Source organism: Achromobacter sp. SX5 (genome assembly GCF_056711425.1).
Genome location: NZ_CM160041.1, coordinates 1395653 through 1410854 on the forward strand (window position 1 = coordinate 1395653; position 15202 = coordinate 1410854).

Annotated in this window: 13 protein-coding genes; 6 read left to right on the forward strand and 7 right to left on the reverse strand. The window is 67.1% G+C overall.

Going from position 1 to position 15202, the window contains the following annotated elements:
- Positions 1–3 precede the first annotated feature (3 nt).
- Entirely contained in the window at positions 4–801 is a 798-nt protein-coding gene (locus AC1M14_RS06560) for an ABC transporter permease (protein ID WP_102773582.1), read from the forward strand.
- 29 nt (positions 802–830) lie between these two features.
- Complete coding sequence (locus AC1M14_RS06565; protein WP_102773581.1) at positions 831–1358, forward strand: carboxymuconolactone decarboxylase family protein; 528 nt, start codon at positions 831–833, stop codon at positions 1356–1358.
- A gap of 117 nt (positions 1359–1475) precedes the next feature.
- Here AC1M14_RS06565 and tal read toward each other — a convergent pair whose 3' ends face one another.
- Entirely contained in the window at positions 1476–2429 is a 954-nt protein-coding gene (gene tal / locus AC1M14_RS06570) for a transaldolase (protein ID WP_102773580.1), read from the reverse strand.
- A gap of 201 nt (positions 2430–2630) precedes the next feature.
- Between tal and carA the strand changes: the two genes are divergently transcribed.
- From carA to AC1M14_RS06590, 4 genes are read left to right on the forward strand one after another with little or no spacing between them, the layout of a single operon-like run.
- Positions 2631–3785, forward strand: a complete 1155-nt coding sequence (gene carA, locus AC1M14_RS06575; RefSeq protein WP_168202160.1) for a glutamine-hydrolyzing carbamoyl-phosphate synthase small subunit — start codon at positions 2631–2633, stop codon at positions 3783–3785.
- Between the two features lie 10 nt (positions 3786–3795).
- Positions 3796–7038 (forward strand): carbamoyl-phosphate synthase large subunit, encoded by a 3243-nt coding sequence (carB, locus tag AC1M14_RS06580; protein WP_102773579.1) that lies wholly within the window; start codon positions 3796–3798, stop codon positions 7036–7038.
- 59 nt (positions 7039–7097) lie between these two features.
- Positions 7098–7994, forward strand: coding sequence for a lipid A hydroxylase LpxO (lpxO, locus tag AC1M14_RS06585; protein WP_209165787.1), 897 nt, complete (start codon positions 7098–7100; stop codon positions 7992–7994).
- A 50-nt stretch (positions 7995–8044) separates the two neighbouring features.
- The gene (locus AC1M14_RS06590; RefSeq protein ID WP_479731240.1) at positions 8045–8809 is read left to right on the forward strand and encodes an SDR family oxidoreductase; all 765 of its coding nucleotides are present in this window, start codon (positions 8045–8047) and stop codon (positions 8807–8809) included.
- A 7-nt stretch (positions 8810–8816) separates the two neighbouring features.
- Here AC1M14_RS06590 and AC1M14_RS06595 read toward each other — a convergent pair whose 3' ends face one another.
- The 6 genes from AC1M14_RS06595 to AC1M14_RS06620 all read right to left on the reverse strand — a co-directional run bounded on the left by AC1M14_RS06595 (position 8817) and on the right by AC1M14_RS06620 (position 15163).
- A complete protein-coding gene (locus tag AC1M14_RS06595; protein ID WP_102773576.1) occupies positions 8817–9461 on the reverse strand; it encodes a histidine phosphatase family protein in 645 nt (214 codons plus the stop codon).
- Complete coding sequence (locus AC1M14_RS06600) at positions 9454–10395, reverse strand: LysR family transcriptional regulator (protein ID WP_102773575.1); 942 nt, start codon at positions 10393–10395, stop codon at positions 9454–9456. The genes AC1M14_RS06595 and AC1M14_RS06600 overlap by 8 nt, the downstream gene beginning before the upstream one ends.
- Positions 10396–10405: 10 nt before the next feature.
- The gene (locus AC1M14_RS06605) at positions 10406–11491 is read right to left on the reverse strand and encodes an ABC transporter ATP-binding protein (RefSeq protein WP_102773574.1); all 1086 of its coding nucleotides are present in this window, start codon (positions 11489–11491) and stop codon (positions 10406–10408) included.
- Positions 11488–13200 carry an ABC transporter permease gene (locus AC1M14_RS06610; protein WP_111825603.1) on the reverse strand — a complete coding sequence of 571 codons (1713 nt, stop codon included), beginning with the start codon at positions 13198–13200 and terminating at the stop codon, positions 11488–11490. Before AC1M14_RS06610 ends, AC1M14_RS06605 begins: the two co-directional genes overlap by 4 nt.
- Before the next feature lie 111 nt (positions 13201–13311).
- Entirely contained in the window at positions 13312–14637 is a 1326-nt protein-coding gene (locus tag AC1M14_RS06615) for an ABC transporter substrate-binding protein (protein ID WP_102773572.1), read from the reverse strand.
- Between the two features lie 115 nt (positions 14638–14752).
- Positions 14753–15163 carry a FlxA-like family protein gene (locus tag AC1M14_RS06620; protein ID WP_479731241.1) on the reverse strand — a complete coding sequence of 137 codons (411 nt, stop codon included), beginning with the start codon at positions 15161–15163 and terminating at the stop codon, positions 14753–14755.
- Between the last annotated feature and the right edge of the window lie 39 nt (positions 15164–15202).

Sequence of the window (15202 nt, forward strand, 5' to 3'; positions counted from 1 at the left end):
GCCATGTCGAAGTCTCTGATCAAACCCGGTTCGGCCAGCCTGCGCTTCTGGCAGCTGCTGCTGTTGGTGGCGATCCTGCTGGTGTGGCATTTCGCCTCGCGCGATCCCAAGGTGGCGTTCTTTTTCGGCGAGCCGCTGAAGGTGTGGGGCCGCATCTGGGCCTGGTTCGTCACCAACGCGGACATCTACGCGCACCTGGGCGTGACGCTCACCGAAACCGTGCTGGCGTTTTTCATCGGCACGGTCGCCGGCCTGGGCTTCGGCCTGTGGCTGGGCCTGTCGCCGCAGGCCAGCGCGATCCTGGACCCGTACATCACGGCCGCCAACTCCATGCCGCGCGTGATCCTGGCGCCCATCTTCGGCATGTGGTTCGGCCTGGGCATCTGGTCCAAGGTGGCGCTGGCGGTGACGCTGGTGTTCTTCATCGTCTTCTTCAACGTCTACCAGGGCGTGCGCGAAGTCAGCCCGACGCTGCTGGACAACGCGCGCATGCTGGGCGCGCGCAAGCGCCAGCTGCTGCGCCACGTGTACCTGCCCTCGGCCACCAGCTGGGTGTTCTCCAGCCTGCACACCTCCGTGGGCCTGGCCTTCGTGGGCGCCGTGGTGGGCGAATACCTGGGCTCGGCCAGCGGCGTGGGCTACCTGATCCTGCAGGCCGAAGGCACGTTCGACGTGAACACCGTGTTCGCCGGCATCATCGTGCTGACGGCCTTCGCGCTGATCCTGGACGGCATCGTCGGCGCGGGCGAAAAGCGCCTGATGAAATGGCAGCCCCGTTCCGGCGAAACCGAGAAGATCTGATCCGCCGTCTCCATCCATACGGAGTTGCCATGGCCCGCCTGCCTTATGCCGACCTGACCCATCCCGAAGCCCGGCCGCTGGTCGACCGCATCGTCGCCGAACGGGGCAGCGTGCTGCACCTGTACCAGATGCTGCTGCACAGCCCCGCCGTGGCCGGCGGCTGGCTCAATTACCTGACCTCCATCCGCCAGCTCAGCACCTTGCCGGGCGATCTGCGCGAACTGGTCATCATGCGCGTGGCGGCGATCAACGGCGCGCCCTACGAAGCCGACCAGCACGCCCCGATCGCCCTGAAAGAGGGCGTGTCGCAGGCCCAGCTGGACGCGCTGCCCGCCTGGGAGGGCTCGGATCTGTTCAGCGAGCGCGAACGCGCGGTGCTGGCCTATACCGACGCCATGACGCGCAACGTGCAAGTGCCCGAGCCGGTATTCCAGGCCGCCCGCGCCGCGATGGGAACCGACAAGCTCATGGTCGAACTGACCGCGACGGTGGCGGCCTACAACATGGTGTCGCGCTTCCTGGAAGCGCTGCAGGTGCATTCGCACGATCATCGGTAGGGGCGGTCCGATGGGGCGCGCGCGTTCGGCGATCTCTCGACCCGTAGGATGGGTGTAGCGCGCCGCCATCGTCCCAGGAAAACGACGGCCGAACGCGCGAAACCCATCACCCGCCAATCACCCCCGCTGTCCCTCGATCAGCGCATCCAGCTTGACCGCGTCGGCCACGAACGAACGGATGCCTTCGGACAGTTTTTCGCTGGCCATCGCGTCCTCGTTGAGCAGGGTGCGGAACGTGACCTCGTCGGCGCCGATGCGGGCGATGCCGGCGGCGGCGTCGCTGGCGCGCAGCTGGGGCGGGGCGTCGCCCTCGGTGGAGGCCAGCTTGGTCAGCAGGTCGGGGCTGATCGTCAGCAGGTCGCAGCCCGACAGGGCCAGAATCTGGCCCACGTTGCGAAAGCTCGCGCCCATGATCTCGGTGGCGATGCCGAAATGCTTGTAGTAGTGGTAGATGCGCGTCACCGACTGCACGCCGGGATCGTTGCCGCCCGCATGGTCCGCCTCCACCCAGGCCGCGCCGGCGGCTTTCTTGTGCCAGTCGTAGATGCGGCCGACGAAGGGCGAAATGAGCTGCACGTGCGCGTCGGCGCAGGCCACGGCCTGGGGCAGCGAGAACAGCAGCGTCAGGTTGCAGCGCACCCCTTCGGATTGCAGCGCGCGGGCGGCCTGGATGCCTTCCCAGGTCGAGGCGATCTTGATCAGCACGCGCTCGCGCGGCACGCCGGCGGCCTCGTACAGGGCGATCAGGCTGCGGGCGCGTTCGATGGTGGCGCGGGTGTCGAAGGACAGGCGGGCGTCGACCTCGGTCGAGACGCGGCCCGGCACGATGTCCAGGATGGCGCGGCCGAAGGCCACCAGCAGGCGGTCCATGAGCTCGGCCGTGGAGGCGCCGCGGTGGTCGCGCGCGGTTTTCTCCAGCAGGGGGCGGTAGGCGTCCTGCTGGACGGCCTTCAGAATAAGGGACGGATTGGTGGTCGCGTCGGTGGGACGCAGCGCCTTCATGGCTTCGAAGTCCCCCGTGTCGGCGACGACGGTGGTGTGGTTGCGCAAGGCGTCAAGTTGACTGGACATGGGCGGTACGGCTCGCAGCTGGGTAGGGTTGAAGGTGTCCTAAGCGTATCACCGAGCCGGGGCGGGCAAAACCGGCCGTATGTCCCATGGCCTGGCCCAAAATCCCTATCCCGGCCTTATTTGGCGCGGTTCTCCAGGAAAAACGGCCGCGCAAGGTATAATTCGAAGGTTTGATTATCGATTCTAAAACCGGGGTTTACTGTGCTGCCGCAACTTTTTCCCGAGGGGATCAACCGCTTCCCTCCTGCAATTCTGGCTCTGGCGGACGGTACCATTTTTCGAGGCGTGTCGATCGGTGCGCCTGGGCATACCGTTGCCGAAGTGGTGTTCAACACCGCGATGACCGGGTACCAGGAAATTCTCACCGATCCCAGCTACAGCGGCCAGATCGTCACGCTGACCTATCCGCACATCGGCAATACCGGCGTCAACGCCGAGGACGTGGAAGCGAACCGCGTCTATGCCGCCGGCCTGGTGGTCCGCGACTGTCCCGCCCGCGTGTCGAACTTCCGTTCCACGCAATCGTTGCCTGAGTACCTCTCCGAGCAGGGCATCGTCGCCATTTCCGGCGTGGATACCCGCAAGCTCACCCGCATCCTGCGCGACAAGGGCGCCCAGGGCGCCTGCATCTTCGTCGGCACCGACGCCGAGCGCGCCGTCGAACTGGCCCGCGGCTTCGCCGGCATGACCGGCCAGGACCTGGCCCGCGTCGTCTCCATCAAGAACAGCACCGACTGGACCGAAGGCACCTGGCGCCTGGGCGCGGGCTTCTCCAAGCCCGACCAGTCCAGGTTCCACGTCGTGGCCTACGACTTCGGCATCAAGAGCAACATCCTGCGCCTGCTTGCCGACCGCGGCTGCCGCATCACGCTGGTGCCGGCCCAGACCAGCGCCGAGGAAGTCTTCAAGCTCGATCCGGACGGCGTGTTCCTGTCCAACGGCCCCGGCGACCCCGAGCCCTGCGACTACGCCATCGAAGCCACCCGCGCCTTCCTGGACAAGAAGCTGCCGGTGTTCGGCATCTGCCTGGGCCACCAGATCATGGGCCTGGCGCTGGGCGGCAAGACGCTCAAGATGAAGACCGGCCACCACGGCGCCAACCATCCGGTGCAGGACCTGGCCTCCAAGCGCGTGTTCATCACCAGCCAGAACCACGGCTTCGCGGTCGACGCCGCCAGCCTGCCGGCCAACGCGCGAGCCACGCACGTCTCGCTGTTCGACGGCACGCTGCAGGGCTTCGAGCTCACCGACCGTCCGGCCTTCTGCTTCCAGGGCCACCCCGAAGCCAGCCCCGGCCCGCACGACATCATCGAACTGTTCGACAAGTTCATCAGCCTGATGTCCGGCCAAAAGTAAAGATTGCATCATGCCCAAGCGTACAGACCTAAAAAGCATACTCATCATCGGCGCCGGCCCCATCATCATCGGGCAGGCCTGCGAATTCGACTATTCCGGCGCGCAGGCGTGCAAGGCGCTCAAGGCCGAGGGCTACCGCACCATCCTGGTCAACAGCAATCCGGCCACGATCATGACGGACCCGGAAACGGCCGACGTCACCTACATCGAGCCCATCACCTGGCAGGCCGTCGAGAAGATCATCGAGCGTGAAAAGCCCGATGCGCTCCTGCCCACCATGGGCGGGCAGACCGCGCTGAACTGCGCGCTGGACCTGGCCCACCACGGCGTGCTGGCCAAGCACAACGTGGAACTCATCGGCGCCAACGAGCACGCCATCGAGAAGGCCGAGGACCGCCAGAAGTTCAAGCAGGCCATGACCGACATCGGCCTGGAATCGGCCAAGTCGGGCGTGGCCCACAGCATGGAAGAAGCCTGGGAAGTGCAGCGCCGCATCGCGGCCGAAGTCGGCACCTCGGGCTTCCCGGCCGTGATCCGCCCCAGCTTCACGATGGGCGGCTCGGGCGGCGGCATCGCCTACAACGCCGAAGAATTCGAAACCATCTGCCGCCGCGGCCTGGAAGCCTCGCCCACCAGCGAGCTGCTGATCGAAGAGTCGCTGCTGGGCTGGAAGGAATTCGAGATGGAAGTGGTCCGCGACAAGGCGGACAACTGCATCATCGTCTGCTCCATCGAGAACCTGGACCCCATGGGCGTGCACACCGGCGACTCGATCACGGTGGCCCCGGCCCAGACGCTGACCGACAAGGAATACCAGATCATGCGTAACGCATCGATCGCGGTGTTGCGCGAGATCGGCGTGGATACGGGCGGCTCGAACGTGCAGTTCGCCGTCAATCCCAAGAACGGCCGCATGATCGTCATCGAGATGAACCCGCGCGTGTCGCGTTCGTCGGCGCTGGCCTCCAAGGCCACGGGCTTCCCCATCGCCAAGGTCGCCGCGCGCCTGGCCGTGGGCTACACGCTGGACGAGCTCAAGAACGAAATCACCGGCGGCGCCACCCCGGCCTCGTTCGAACCCTCGATCGACTACGTCGTCACCAAGGTGCCGCGTTTCGCGTTCGAGAAATTCCCCACCGCCGACGCGCGCCTGACCACCCAGATGAAGTCCGTGGGCGAAGTCATGGCCATCGGCCGCACCTTCCAGGAGTCGTTCCAGAAGGCGCTGCGCGGCCTGGAAGTAGGCGTTGACGGCCTGAACCAGAAGACCACCGACCGCGAAAAGCTGCAGGTCGAGCTGGGCGAACCCGGTCCGGAACGCATCTGGTACGTGGGCGACGCCTTCGCGCAGGGCTTCACGCTGGACGAAGTGCACAACATCACGCACATCGACCCGTGGTTCCTGTCGCAGATCAAGGAAATCGTCGACATCGAGCTGGCGCTCGAACAGAAGACGCTGTCCGACCTGGACTACGCCACGCTGTGGGAACTGAAGCGCCGCGGCTTCTCCGACCGCCGCCTGGCCTTCCTGCTCGACACGGTGGAATCCGAAGTGCGCAAGCTGCGCCACCAGCTGAATGTGCGCCCGGTCTACAAGCGCGTCGACACCTGCGCCGCCGAGTTCGCCACCCGCACCGCCTACATGTACTCCACGTACGAGGAAGAGTGCGAAGCCGCGCCCACCGACCGCAAGAAGATCGTGGTGCTGGGCGGCGGTCCGAACCGCATCGGCCAGGGCATCGAGTTCGACTACTGCTGCGTGCACGCCGCGCTGGCGCTGCGCGACGACGGGTACGAGACCATCATGGTCAACTGCAACCCGGAAACCGTGTCCACCGACTACGACACCTCCGACCGCCTGTACTTCGAGCCGCTGACGCTCGAGGATGTGCTGGAGATCGTCCACAAGGAAAACCCGGTCGGCATGATCGTGCAGTACGGCGGCCAGACCCCGCTGAAGCTGGCGCGCGCGCTGGAAGCCAACGGCGTGCCCATCATCGGCACCAGCCCGGAATCCATCGACATCGCCGAGGACCGCGAGCGCTTCCAGAAGCTGCTGAACAAGCTCGGCCTGCGCCAGCCGCCCAACCGCACCGCGCGCACCGAAGCCGAGGCCCTGGCGCACGCCGCCGACATCGGCTATCCGCTGGTCGTGCGTCCCAGCTACGTGCTGGGCGGGCGCGCCATGGAAATCGTGCACGAGCAGCAGGACCTCGAACGCTACATGCGCGAGGCCGTGAAGGTCAGCAATGACTCGCCGGTGCTGCTGGACCGCTTCCTGAACAACGCCACCGAAGTGGACGTGGACTGCCTGGCCGACGGCGAAACCGTCTTCATCGGCGGCGTCATGGAGCACATCGAACAGGCCGGCGTGCACTCGGGCGACTCCGCCTGCAGCCTGCCGCCGTACTCGCTGTCGGCCGACGTGATCGCCGAGATCAAGCGCCAGACCAGCATGATGGCCAAGGCGCTGAACGTCAGCGGCCTGATGAACGTGCAGTTCGCGATCCAGGGCGGCGACGTCTACGTGCTGGAAGTGAATCCGCGCGCCTCGCGCACGGTGCCCTACGTGTCCAAGGCCACCGGCCTGCAGCTGGCCAAGATCGCCGCGCGCGCCATGGCCGGCCAGACCCTGGCCGCGCAAGGCATCACCCGTGAAGTCGTGCCGCCTTACTTCTCGGTCAAGGAAGCCGTGTTCCCGTTCGTGAAGTTCCCGGGCGTGGACACCATCCTGGGCCCGGAAATGAAGTCGACCGGCGAAGTGATGGGCGTGGGCACGAGCTTCGGCGAAGCCTTCGTGAAGTCGCAGCTGGCCGCGGGCGTGCGCCTGCCGGAATCCGGCACGGTGTTCATCAGCGTGAAGAACCAGGACAAGCCGGCCGCCGTGGAAGTGGCGCGCGGCCTGCACGTGCTGGGCTTCAAGCTGGTCGCCACGCGCGGCACCGCCACCGAGATCGAGGCCGCCGGCATTCCGGTGCAGGTGGTCAACAAGGTCACCGAGGGCCGTCCGCACATCGTCGACATGGTGAAGAACGGCGAGATCTCGCTGGTCATCAACACCGTCGAAGAGCGCCGCAACGCCATCGCCGACTCGCGCACCATCCGTACCCAGGCGCTGGCCGCGCGTGTTACGTTCTTCACGACGATCGCCGGCGCCCGCGCCGCGGTCGAGGGCATGCAGTACCTGCGCCAGGGCCTGGGCCTGCAGGTCTATCCGTTGCAGGAGCTGCACGCATCGTTGTCGGGTAAGTAAGCGAGTACGCAAGATCTTCCGGACGCGTGCAACCGCGTCCGGAAGCGGTAGGAGGAAGGATGAAGTGGTTCATTCTGGCGGTGTTCATCGTTTGCGCTACGGTAGTGCATTACCGTGGCCGAGTCAGACACAGGTTCTCGCGGCAGGCGCTGGATCACTCCACCTTCACCGCGCCGCTGAACTGTTTCATGTACGCGTTCTCCAGCGTACCTAACCAGCCCTACATCGATCTGGACCGGTTTCCGGAACTCAAGGTCCTGCTGGACCGTTGCGACGACATCCGGGCCGAGGCGCTGGAACTGTTCGGCGAAGGCCATATCAAGGCCTCGGACAAGTACAACGACGCCGGTTTCAATTCCTTCTTCAAAAGCGGCTGGAAGCGTTTCTACCTGAAGTGGTATGACGCCGACCATCCCTCGGCTTCGGCCCTGTGCCCGGTCACCACGCAACTGCTGGCCGGCATCCCCTCCATCAAGGCCGCCATGTTCGCGTCGCTGCCGCCGGGCAGCCGGTTGCCGCGCCACCGCGATCCCTACGCGGGTTCGCTGCGCTTTCACATGGGCCTGATCACGCCGAACGATCCCGACTGCTACATCAACGTCGACGGCCAGCCGTATTACTGGCGCGACGGCGAAGCCGTGGTGTTCGACGAGACGTTCATCCACTACGCCGAGAACAAGACCCAGCAGAACCGCATCATCCTGTTCGCCGACGTGGAGCGCCCGATGCGCTACCGCTGGGCGCAGGCGATCAACCGCAAGGTGGGCGGCTTTCTGCTACGCGCGGCCGCGGCGCCGAACCAGGCGGGCGACGCCACCGGCGGGATCAACCGGATCTTCGGCGCGGTGTACGCGGTGCGCCGCTACGGCAAGGCGCTGAAAAAGCGCAGCAAGCCGCTGTACTACCTGTCCAAGTGGGCGCTGGTGGCGGCGATTCTGGCGCTGATCTTCCTGTAGGATGCGGGGGCGGGCAGCCCCCGCTTTTCCATCCTGCGGCGAACCTATCCATGACCACAGTATTCATTACGGGCGCAAGCAGCGGCCTGGGCCGCGCCCTGGCGCAACAGTATGCCGCCTCGGGCGCCACGCTCGGGCTGCTCGGGCGGCGAGAAGCGGCGTTGCAGGAGCTGGCCGCCAGCCTGCCGGGCGCGCACCGCTGTTACGCGGTGGACGTGCGCGACCGCCAGGCGCTGCACGCGGCGGCGCAGGATTTCATCGCGTTCTGCCAGGGGCGGGTGGACGTGGTGATCGCCAGCGCGGGCATCAGCGCGGGCACGCTGACCGAGCACGGCGAGGATTACGACGTGTTCAAGGCCATCGTGGACACCAATCTGCTGGCCACGGTGGCGACTTTCGAGCCCTTCATCGGGCCGATGCGCCAGGCCGGATCGGGCCGGCTGGTGGGTATCGCCAGCGTGGCGGGCGTGCGCGGACTGCCGGGAGCGGGCGCCTACAGCGCGTCCAAATCGGCGGTGGTGACGTACTGCGAAAGTCTGCGCCTGGAGCTGGCGGGCGAGGGCGTGCGGGTGGTGACGATTGCGCCGGGCTATGTCAAGACGGCGATGACCGCCCACAATCCCTATTCCATGCCGTTTCTGATGGAGGCCGATGCGTTTGCGCGGCGGGCGCGGGCGGCGATCGACCGGGGCACGTCCTATACCGTGATTCCGTGGCAGATGGGGGTGGTGGCCAAGCTGATGCGGCTGCTGCCCAATGCGCTATATGACCGGCTGGCGCGCAATGCGCCGCGCAAGCCGCGTCAGCCACGTTGACGGCGCCTCAGGGCACCACGTCGTCGCCCACCTCGTCGGTCACGTGACCGACGTCGCCCCAGTCCAGGACCTGCCATTTGCGGCCGGCGACGCCGACGCGGTTGATGCTGACGTTCAGCAGCGCGGCGTCGCGCGGGGCGTTCAGGGGCACGCCGCTGGCGTGGCGCCAGATGATGTCGAGCACGCCGCCGTGGGTGAACATGAGGATGCGTTCGTCGTCGTGGCGGCTGGCGATGTCGTCGACGGTGGAGATGACGCGGGACTGGAACTGGCCCAGGGTTTCGCCGCCGTCCAGCGGACGCAGCGGGTCGCGGCTTTTCCAGGCGGCGGCCGCTTCCGGGGCCTGCACGTCGATGCGGTCGTGGTCCAGGCCTTCGAGCACGCCGAAGCCGCGTTCGCGGATGCCGGGCTCGATGCGCACGCGCAGGCCCAGCTGTTCGGATACGGGCGCCGCCGTGGCGTGGGCGCGCTGCAGGTCGCTGCTGTAGATGGCGTGGATCGGGGTGCGGCGGGCCTCCTCGCGCATGCGGGCGGCGAGCAGGCTGGCCTGGTTGCGGCCGAATTCGTTGAGGGGGATGTCTTGCCAGCCTTGCAGGCGGCGCTGGCGGTTCCAGTCGGTTTCGCCGTGGCGGATGAACCAGATTTCAGTCATTACGGTATTGATCGGGGGATGAGGCCTGGACCTGGGGCGGCGCGATCTGCGTGCGCGGTTTCCAGATGGTTTGAATGATCGAGCTTAACGCGACCAGCGCGGGCTCGCTAGCGCGCTCGTGCGGCAGGATGAAAGCCAGGACCGCGTCGACCCGCGCCTGGCCCCAGACGATGAAGTCGCTGGAGGCCGCGCCGGCCAGGGCGTTCTCCTCGCGCAGCAGCGCGCAGCCGGCGCCGGCGCGCACCAGGGTGTCGAGGTTGGCCTGGTCGTCGTGCTGCATCACGACGCGCGGCGACAGGCCGTGGCGTTCGAACATGTCGCGCAGCAGCAGGTGGGTGTGGCTGCCGGCCGGGCCGTCCAGCCAGGGCAGCTGCGCCACTTCCTTCCAGCCGCCGCGCTTGAGGGCGGCGGCGTGTTCCTGGGGCAGGGCGATGCGGTAGCGCACGCTGCGCAGCGGCTGCCACAGCACGCCGCGCGGCGGGTTGGCGGCGATGGTCAGCGCGGCCGGCAGGCGGCCGGTGCTGACCTGCTCGGCCAGGGCGGCGGCGGGCAGGGTCTGGGTCTTGAGCTCGACCAGCGGCAGGCGCTGGGTGACCGCCGAGGCCAGTTCCCCCAGGCGCAGGAAGTCGGGCCGTTCGCTGGGCACGCCCAGTTCGATCGCGCCGTGCAGGCTGCCTTGCAGCTGCTGGGCCTCGGACTTGAACTGGGCGCCCAGCACCAGCAGCGATTCCGCCGTGGGCAGCAGCACTTCGCCGGCCTTGGCCAGCGCCAGCCGGCCGCCGCTGCGGTCGAACAGCGCCACGCCCAGGCTTTGTTCCAGCGCCTTGATCTGGGCGGTGACGGCGGGCTGGGTCAGCGACAGCGCCTCGGCCGCCTTGGTCAGGTTGCCCAGCCGCGCGACCGTGACGAAAGCGCGTATCTGATAGATTTCCATGGCGGCGGACTCACGCCGCCAGCAAGCGTACCTGGGTGGGTTCCAGCCCTATCGATACGGGCGCGCCGACGGGGAAGGGCGACAGCCCGGCCAGGTGGGACTGGTCGGCGGTCAGGCGCTGCTCGCCGATCTGCACCTGGTAGCGGGTGAATTCGCCCAGGAATTCGCTGCTTTCCACGATGCCGGGCAGCCACACGTAGCGCGCGTCGCCCAGGCCGTCGGCCATTTCGATCTGCACCGTGTGCGGCCGGAAGCTGGCCGCCAGCCGCGAGGCCGCCGGCGCTTCGCCGGACAGCGGCAGGTGCAGGTCGCCCACGCCTTCGACGGCCAGCACCACGCTGGCGCTGGTGCGCTCGCGCACCTGGCCTTCGAGCACGTTCATGGTGCCGACGAAGTTGGCCACGAAGCGGTTCACCGGATAGTCGAACAGCGTGCTGGGCGCGCCGATCTGCTGCACCACGCCGTGGTCCAGCACCGCCATGCGGTCGGCGGTGGTCATGGCCTCTTCCTGGTCGTGGGTGACGAAGATGGTGGTGATGCCCAGCCGCCGCTGCAGGCTGAGCAGGTCCTGGCGCATCTGCACCCGCAGCTTCTTGTCCAGGTTGGACAGCGGCTCGTCCAGCAGCAGCACCTGCGGTTCGATGACGATGGTGCGGGCCAGCGCCACGCGCTGCTGCTGCCCGCCGGAGAGCTGGTTGGGGCGGCGCTTGGCGTACTGCGACAGGCCCACCAGGTCCAGGGCCGCCTCCACCTTGGCCTGGATCTCGGCGCGCGGCAGCTTGCGCTCGACCAGGCCGAAGGCCACGTTGTCCCACACCGTCATGTGCGGCCACAGCGCGTAGTTCTGGAACACCATGCCGATGTTGCGGTTCCACGGCGGCGTGGCGCTGATGTCCTTGCCGTCGACCAGCAGCTGCCCCGCGTTATGGCGGTTGAAGCCGGCGATCAGGCGCAGCAGCGTGGACTTGCCCGAGCCCGACGGGCCCAGCAGGGCGAAGAACTCGCCCGGCTCGATGCTGATGTTGACGTCCTTGAGCACTTCGGTCTTGCCATAGGACAGCCGGATATTGCGGCATTCGACGCTGACCTTCTTCATTCCGTTTCCCCTTCGTGGCGCGCCGGCCGCTGGCGCGTCTGCGCGCGCTCGACCAGCAGGTGCGAGATATAGGTGCCGATGGCGACCGCGGCGACGGCCAGGACGCCGAGCGCGGCGCCCGGGCCGCGGCCCGCGGCGCTCTGCATGTAAAGATAGATACCGTAGCTCATGGGCGCCTGGCTGTCTTTGGTCACCAGCATGATGGTGGCCGACAGTTCGACGGCCGCCGTCACGAAGCTGGTGACGAAGCCCGCCAGCATGCCGCCGGCCATCAGCGGCACCACCACGCGGCGTATCGTGCTCATGCGCGTGGCGCCCAGCGACTGCGCGGCTTCTTCCAGCGAGATGTTGATCTGCTGCAGCGAGGCCACGCAGGAACGCAGCGCGTAGGGCAGCCGGCGCACCGAGTACGCGATCATGATGATGATCCACGACGAGGTCAGCAAGGTGCCGGTGCCCGGCAGCTCGATGCCGCGGAAGGTGCGCAGAAAGCCGATGGCCAGCACGATGCCGGGAATCGCCAGCGCCGCCGAGGCCAGGAAGTCCAGCCACTGGCGCGCCGGCAGCCGGGTGCGCAGCATCAGGTAGGCGATGGCGGTGCCCAGGATCACGTCCACGCCGGCGGCCAGGCCGCAATAGAGCAGGGTGTTGGCGATCATGCCCTGGGATTCGGAGAACACCGCCGAATAGTGCGCCAGCGTATATCCGTCGGGCAGCGGCGCGAAGCTCCAGACGCTGGCCAGCGACAGCAGCAGCACGCCCATGTGCGGCGACAGCACCAGCAGCAGCACCAGCAGTATCCAGCCATAGGCCAGCACGCTTTCCGCGGGGCGCAGCTTGCGCTTGTGCAGCGAGTTGCCGCCCTTTTGCAGAGTGGAGTAGTCCTTGCCCTTGAGCACCCGCGCCGACAGCCACAGCGCCAGGATCGAGAAGCCGACCATGATGACGCTGATGACGTAGCCCAGCGGATCTTCCAGGCCCACCTGGGTGATGCGCAGATAGGCCTGCGGCGCCAGCATGTTGGTGGTGCCCAGCACCAGCGGCGTGCCCAGATCGTCGAAGACTTTCACGAACACCAGCGAGGCGCCGGCCACGTAGCCGGGCAGCGCCAGCGGGAAGATCACGCGCCGAAACAGCCGGAAGCCGCGCGATCCCAGGTTGAGCGCGGCTTCTTCCATCGCGCCGTCGATGTTGCGCAGCGCCACCACCAGGTTCATCAGGATGAACGGGAAGTAGTGCAGCGCCTCCACGAAGATCACGCCGTTCAGCCCTTCCATGAAGGGCAGCGTGAAGCCGAACCAGTCCTGCAGCAGCAGGTTGACGCTGCCCGAGCGGCCGAAGATCAGCTGCATGGCGACCGCGCCGACGAAGGGCGGCATGATCAGCGGCAGCACGCCCAGCGTCTGGATCAGCAGCGCGCCGCGGAATTCGAAGCGCACCGTCAGGTAGGCCAGCGGCACCGCGATGAGCGAGGCCAGCAGGGCCGACCAGCCCGCCACGTACAGGCTGTTGAAGAACGCCTCCTGCATCAGGGGCTGATTGAAGAAGGCGCCGAAATGGCCCATCGTGAAGCTGCCGTCGGCGTTCACGAAGGCGCTGTAGAACACCGTGCCGACCGGAATGGCCAAAAACAGCAGCAAAAAGCCGAACACCAGGAGCGCCGTCAGCACAGGGCCGGCGTGCAGGCGCGAATGGCCCGAATAATCCATCGAGAATCCCGCAATCGTTGCTAATGCCCCGTCCGCGCGGACGGGGCGCCGGAAATCGGCCGGCGGGCCGGGCGCTGCCGCCCGCCGCCGGCCGCGGATACCGCTACGCCGCTACAGCGCGGCGGCCTGCCGGGCCAGCTTCACGGCTTCTTCGTAGTTGGCGCGGGCCTGCCCGTTCCACTCGCCTTCGAGCTGCGTGATCTGCTGGTTGACGGCGGCGTCTTTCTTGTTGCCGGCGAAGATGGCCAGGAAGGCCGGGTCCGATGCCTTCTTGCCGTCGACCAGCGGCGCCCAGGTCAGCTTGCGGGCCTGCTCCAGCAGCTCGGCGGCCTTGCCGCTCCTGGCCTTGTCGCCCAGCTTGGCCTCCGCGTCGTAAATGGCCTTGGTGGCCGCCTGCAGTTCCTTCAGGCGGAACGTGACGGTCTGGTCGTACAGCGACTGCACCACGTAGTAGCGCGTCTGCGACAGGTCGGCGTTGAACTGCACCTTGCTGCGCTTGGCGATTTCGGCCGGATCGGGATAGCCGGGCGGGATCTTGCCGGCCAGCGCGGAGTAGGGCAGCACCGGCAGGCGCGAGATCTTGGGCTGCAGCAGCAGCTCCTGGCCCGCCTGGCTGAGCGTGAAGGCGATGAACTTCTTGCCTTCCTCGGTGTTCTTGGCGCCCTCGATCAAGGCGATGTTGGCCGGCACGATGGCGGTCTCCGACGGGTAGACGAAGTCGACCGGGAACTTGGAGTACTTGCTGGACAGTCCGAAGAAGTCGATCACCGGGCCGGCGCCGAACTGCCCGTTGTTCACGCCGTCGGGCACGCCGAACGAGCGCTCGGTGATGGCGCTGCTGTTGCCCGACATGCGCAGCAGCGTGCGCCAGCCTTCGTCCCAGCCTTCGCCCTGCAGAATGGTCTCGACCGTCAGGTGCATGGTGCCCGAGCGCGACGGCGAGGTGATGCCGACGTGGCCGAACCACTGCGGCGCGAGCAGGTCCTTCCATTCGACCGGCGCGGGCAGCTTGTGCGCGGCGATGTAGCGCGTGTTGTAGATGATGCCGTAGCCGGCCAGCGCCTGGCCCAGGTACATGCCGGCGGGATCGTTGATGGGGTAGCTGCCGATCTTGTCCGGCACATCCTTGTTCGCCACGTCGGACGACTTGGCCAGCAGCTTGTCGCGCCCCAGCACTTCGAACGCGTCGGGCGCGCTGGCCCAGAACACTTCGGGGCGCTGGCCCGCGGGCGTTTCGCGCACGTAGGCGATGCCAGATACCGTGTTCTTGTTCAGGATTTCCAGCGTGATGCCGGGGTTGGCCTTCTCGAACGCCGCCTTATAGGCCTGGGTCAGGTCCTTGGGGAACGAAGTGATCACCGTCACCGTGCCTGCCAGGGCCGGCGCGGCACAGGCGGCCAGCAGCGCCCCTGCGAGGGCTGTGCGCATTGCGTGCATGGTTTGTCTCCGTGGTTTTAGATTTGTCCGGAGACAGTAATGTCAGCCCTGCGGCGAGTCCAATCAGAAATTTTGATGCGGCCCATCAGCGCGGGCGGCCGCGCCCGCTTGCGGATTATGCGGTGGCCGACACGCCGCCCTGCATCGCGCGGGCCTGCTGCGTCATCACCTGCGAGATCTGCGCCTGGATCTGCAGCGCCTGCGCGTTGAGCGCCTGCACCTGGCTTGCCTTCATTTCGGCCGACATGGCGCTGGCCTTGACCCGGGCGATCTGCTCCATGACGCGCTGCAGCTGTTTCTGCAATTCCTTGATCTGGCGGGTGTATTCGTCCTCGTTGTCGGTTTCCTCGGAGGCCTGCGCGCCGCCCACCGCCATCGCGCCCGGCTGGCTGACGCGGATCTTGCCGTCCTGCGCCGACACCGCGGCGGGCGCGTCCTGGCGGGTCCGGCTGGCCTGGATGCGCTCGGCCCACAGGTCGGTCAGGCTCTTGAGCCGGGAGGTGCCTTGGATGGAATCGATCGCCATGATTGCTCCTGTCGCCAGTCGGGATTTGGGGGTTTCCAC